This is a genomic window from Pseudomonas urethralis, from assembly GCF_021602465.1.
GTDB classification, from domain to species: domain Bacteria; phylum Pseudomonadota; class Gammaproteobacteria; order Pseudomonadales; family Pseudomonadaceae; genus Aquipseudomonas; species Aquipseudomonas vlassakiae.
Map to the genome: position 1 here is coordinate 1 of NZ_BQIJ01000043.1, position 3,226 is coordinate 3,226.

A 3,226-nucleotide genomic window follows, 5' to 3' on the forward strand; every position below is an offset into this window, starting at 1 on the left:
CGGCAGCAGCGTGACTTGCGTCCGGACCTCACCTTCAATGAACCGCTTCATGATCGTCCCCGCCACGATCTCCACGATCAGAAGGTTAGACAATCGCAGGTGTTTTCACACAGCCTGGACCCATAGCAGACGTTCAGGCCAAATATGCTTGCCTAACACATATGGAAATCCGTATATTCGATTTTCCATATGTACAGGTATAGTCATGATTACCCCGCCAGATGTGTTCAAGAGCCTGTCCGACGAGACCCGTGTCCGCGCCACCCTGCTGATCGCTAGCCTTGGTGAGCTATGTGTCTGCGAACTGATGTGCGCGCTGAACGACAGCCAACCCAAGATAAGCCGCCACCTCGCGCAGCTGCGCAGCAATGGCATTCTGTTGGATCGTCGCCAGGGGCAATGGGTGTATTACCGCCTGAACCCGGATCTGCCCGCTTGGGTGCATGAAATGTTGCAGGTGACCTTGCAGGCCAACTCGCAGTGGTTGGCAGACAACTCTCTTCGGCTGAAGAACATGGACGGCCGCCCCGTTCGTGACGCTGCCTGCTGCTGATCATCACCGAGCGAGATCTTCATGCTGGTCGCCATTGCCGTCTTTGTTTTCACCCTCATTCTGGTTATCTGGCAGCCGAAGGGGCTTGGCGTTGGCTGGAGTGCCGCGCTCGGTGCCCTCATCGCCTTGGCGGCGGGTGCCGTTTCGCTGCACGACATCCCGACCGTGTGGGCGATTGTCTGGAACGCCACCGCCACCTTCATCGCCGTCATCATCATCAGCCTGTTGCTGGACGAGGCCGGTTTCTTCGAGTGGGCCGCGCTCCACGTGGCGCGCTGGGCAAACGGCTGCGGCTACCGCCTGTTCGCCTTCTGCGTGCTGCTCGGTGCTGCCGTGTCGGCGCTGTTCGCTAACGATGGTGCGGCGCTGATACTCACGCCCATCGTCATGTCGATGCTTCTCGCGCTGCGTTTTTCTCCTGCCGCGACGCTGGCTTTCGTCATGGCCGCCGGCTTCATTGCCGATACGACGAGCCTGCCGCTGGTAGTCTCCAACCTGGTGAACATCGTCTCGGCCGACTACTTCAGGCTGGGTTTCAGCGAGTATGCCTCGGTGATGGTGCCGGTGAACTTCGCCAGCGTGGCCGCAACGCTGCTGGTGCTATTCCTGTTCTTCCGCCGTGACATCCCGAAGCAATACACGGTCGGGGCCTTGAAGGTCCCAAGCGAGGCGATTCATGACCGCGCAACCTTCAACGTCGGTGGCTGGGTGCTGGTGGTGCTGTTGATCGGCCTGTTCGCCCTGGAACCACTGGGTATCCCGATCAGTGCGGTAGCCGCAGCCTGTGCGGCAATCCTCTTTGCCGTCGCCGCTCGCGGGCATCGCATCTCGACCCGCAAGGTACTGCGCGAAGCGCCCTGGCAGGTGGTGATCTTCTCTCTTGGCATGTACCTGGTGGTCTACGGGCTGAAAAATGCCGGCCTCACCGACATGCTCACCCAGCTGCTGGATCGCCTCGCGCAGCAAGGTCTTTGGAGTGCCGCCATTGGCACCGGGTTGATTGCTGCATTGCTGTCCTCGGTCATGAACAACATGCCCAGCGTGCTGGTTGGCGCTCTGTCGATCCAGGCCAGCGAGGCGCAAGGGCTGGTGCGTGAGGCGATGATCTACGCCAACGTCATCGGCTGCGACCTCGGCCCGAAAATCACGCCCATCGGCAGCCTCGCCACGCTGCTCTGGCTGCACGTGCTGGAGCGCAAAGGCATGCGCATCACCTGGGGTTACTACTTCAAGGTCGGCATCCTGCTGACGCTGCCGGTTCTGTTGATCACCCTTTCGGCCCTGGCATTGCGCCTGAGCCTCTGACATCCGCCACGAAGCGGAGGAGCCCCCATGCGAGTCCTGTTCATGTGCACGGCCAACAGCTGCCGCAGCATCCTTTCCGAAGCCATGTTCAATCACTTGGCGCCTCACGGATTTGAAGCCGTCAGTTCCGGCAGTTTTCCGAAGGGCCAAGTGTTGCCTCGCAGCCTGACCACCTTGCAGCATGCCGGTATCTCAACCGATGGGCTGTGCAGCAAGGGCAACGACGCGTTCGTCGACTGCCCTCCTGATATCGTCATCACGGTGTGCGACAAGGCAGCCGGCGAAGCTTGCCCGGTGTATTTCGGCCCTGCACTGAAGACGCACTGGGGGTTGGAGGATCCGTCCGATGTCGTGGCTGACGAGGCGTCGGTGGACGCAGCATTCTGCGCCACGCTGGCCCGCATCGAGGCTCGCTGCCAGGCCTTCTTCGCACTGCCTTTCGATCACCTCGACCGTGATCAGCTCAAGCATGAGCTGGATCGCATCGGTACGCTTTGAGCAGGAGGAAACATGTCCGAGCAATTGCCTAATCTCGACCTCGCGCTGTTCGATGTGCCACCAGCAGCAACCCGTTCCAGCGAGCACAAACCACGCATTCTGTTGCTATACGGATCGACTCGCGAGCGCTCCTTCAGCCGCCTGCTGATCGAAGAAGCAGCGCGCCTGCTGGAGCACTTCGGAGCCGAGACTCGCATTTTCAATCCCTCTGGCCTGCCGCTACCTGACGACGTGCCGGTGGAGCATCCGAAGGTGCAAGAGCTGCGTGATCTGGTGCAGTGGTCGGAAGGCCAGGTCTGGTGCTCGCCTGAGCGTCATGGCGCGATGTCTGCCGTGTTCAAGGCGCAGATCGACTGGGTTCCCCTGGCGCTGGGTGCGCTTCGCCCCACACAAGGCAAGACCTTGGCAGTCATGCAGGTATGTGGCGGCTCGCAGTCGTTCAACGTCGTCAACCAGCTGCGTGTGCTTGGCCGCTGGATGCGGATGTTTACCATCCCGAACCAGTCCTCGGTACCCAAGGCCTACCTGGAGTTCGACGACTCTGGGCGGATGAAGCCTTCGCCGTATTATGACCGCGTGGTGGATGTTATGGAGGAGCTAGTGAAGTTCACCATGCTGCTGCGTGACCGCCAGGAATTCCTGGTGGATCGCTATTCGGAGCGGAAGGAAAACGCCGAGCAGCTATCTGCTCGTGTGAACCAGCGCTCGATCTAAGCGCTATGCCCGGAATGTCCGCTATGGGTCCAGGCTGTGTGAAAACACCTGCGATTGTCTAACCTTCTGATCGTCGAGATCGTGGCGGGGACGATCATGAAGCGGTTCATTGAAGGTGAGGTCCGGACGCAAGTCACGCTGCTGCCGGAGTGCCTG

General features: G+C 60.4%; 4 protein-coding genes. All 4 read left to right on the top strand.

Going from position 1 to position 3,226, the window contains the following annotated elements; genetic code table 11:
- The first annotated feature begins 205 nt into the window (after nucleotides 1-205).
- The 4 genes from L6D64_RS28035 to arsH are packed head-to-tail and all read left to right on the top strand — an operon-like array spanning nucleotide 206 to nucleotide 3,070.
- Nucleotides 206-553, top strand: a complete 348-nt coding sequence (locus tag L6D64_RS28035) for a metalloregulator ArsR/SmtB family transcription factor (protein WP_176510399.1) — start codon at nucleotides 206-208, stop codon at nucleotides 551-553.
- A gap of 21 nt (nucleotides 554-574) precedes the next feature.
- A complete protein-coding gene (locus tag L6D64_RS28040; RefSeq protein WP_176510400.1) occupies nucleotides 575-1,858 on the top strand; it encodes an arsenic transporter in 1,284 nt (427 codons plus the stop codon).
- A 27-nt stretch (nucleotides 1,859-1,885) separates the two neighbouring features.
- Nucleotides 1,886-2,356 carry an arsenate reductase ArsC gene (locus L6D64_RS28045; protein ID WP_176510401.1) on the top strand — a complete coding sequence of 157 codons (471 nt, stop codon included), beginning with the start codon at nucleotides 1,886-1,888 and terminating at the stop codon, nucleotides 2,354-2,356.
- A 12-nt stretch (nucleotides 2,357-2,368) separates the two neighbouring features.
- Complete coding sequence (arsH, locus tag L6D64_RS28050; RefSeq protein ID WP_176510402.1) at nucleotides 2,369-3,070, top strand: arsenical resistance protein ArsH; 702 nt, start codon at nucleotides 2,369-2,371, stop codon at nucleotides 3,068-3,070.
- Nucleotides 3,071-3,226 lie beyond the last annotated feature (156 nt).

Bases quoted from the DNA above. Each gene is read 5' to 3' on its own strand.
- L6D64_RS28045 (WP_176510401.1), top strand. From the start codon at position 1,886: ATGCGAGTCCTGTTCATGTGCACGGCCAACAGCTGCCGCAGCATCCTT.
- L6D64_RS28040 (WP_176510400.1), top strand. From the start codon at position 575: ATGCTGGTCGCCATTGCCGTCTTTGTTTTCACCCTCATTCTGGTTATC.
- arsH (WP_176510402.1), top strand. From the start codon at position 2,369: ATGTCCGAGCAATTGCCTAATCTCGACCTCGCGCTGTTCGATGTGCCA.
- L6D64_RS28035 (WP_176510399.1), top strand. From the start codon at position 206: ATGATTACCCCGCCAGATGTGTTCAAGAGCCTGTCCGACGAGACCCGT.